General features: G+C 66.5%; 1 protein-coding gene. It reads right to left on the bottom strand.

The features are described 5' to 3' along the window. Nucleotides 1–24: 24 nt before the first annotated feature. On the bottom strand, nucleotides 25–1,045 hold a 1,021-nt coding region (locus ACXJL8_RS41855), incomplete at its 5' end, for a 2-oxo acid dehydrogenase subunit E2 (protein ID WP_456687120.1).

Here is a 1,045-nt window from a genome sequence, read left to right as displayed (position 1 = left end):
CCCTACGTATTCACCGTTCTCTGCTCACACCATCATCATGACGGGGTTTTCGATCAGCTGCTTGAACGCGCCGATCAGCTCGGCGCCGAGCGCGCCGTCGATGGCGCGGTGATCGCAGGACAAGGTCACGCTCATCATATTCGCGATCTCGATCTTGCCGCCGCGCACGACGGGGCGCTCCTCGCTGGTGCCGACCGCCAAAATGGTCGCATGCGGCGGGTTGATCACGGCGGTGAAATGGCTGATGCCGAACATGCCGAGGTTGGAGACCGCGGTGGTGCCGCCCTGGTACTCTTCCGGCTTCAGCTTGCGCGAGCGGGCACGCGCGGCAAAATCCTTCATCTCGTTGGAGATGGTCGAGAGCGTCTTGGTCTCGGCCTTGCGGATGATCGGCGTGATCAAGCCGCCGGGCATCGCCACGGCAACGCCGACGTCGGAATGGTGGTGCTTGACCATGCCGGATTCGGTCCAGCTCACATTGCAGTTCGGGATCTTCTGGAGCGCGACCGCCATCGCCTTGATGACGAAGTCGTTGACCGAGATCTTGTAGAGCGGCTTCTTCTCCTTGTCCTTCGGCGCGGCGGCGTTGATCTCCTCGCGTGCGGCGAGCAGCTTGCCGATGTCGCAGTCGATGGTGAGGTAGAAGTGCGGGACGTTCTGGATCGACGCGGTCAGCCGCTGCGCGATGGTGCGGCGCATGCCGTCGTGCGGGACGATGTCGTAGGAGCCGGGCTCGAACAGCRACAGGATCTGCTTGTCCGACATGGTCGGCGCGATCGCGGGCGCACCGGACGGCGCCGCCGCAGGTGCCTTCAGGCCCTTGCCGGACTTGGCCTGCTCGACGTCGCGCGCAACGACGCGGCCGTGCGGGCCGGTGCCGGTGACCATCGCAACATCGATGCCGGATTCCTTGGCAAGGCGCCGCGCCAGCGGTGACGAGAACACGCGACCGCCTTGGCCGTTGCTCTGCGCGGCGGGCGCGGCGGCCTGCGGCGCCGGAGCAGCAGCGGACGGCGGCGCAGCCTTGGGCGCAGCAGGTGCAGGC

The sequence above is a fragment of the Bradyrhizobium sp. P5_C11_2 genome, assembly GCF_054049755.1.
Note: the sequence above shows the minus strand (reverse complement) of the source record. Positions and strands in the feature narration are given on the sequence as shown.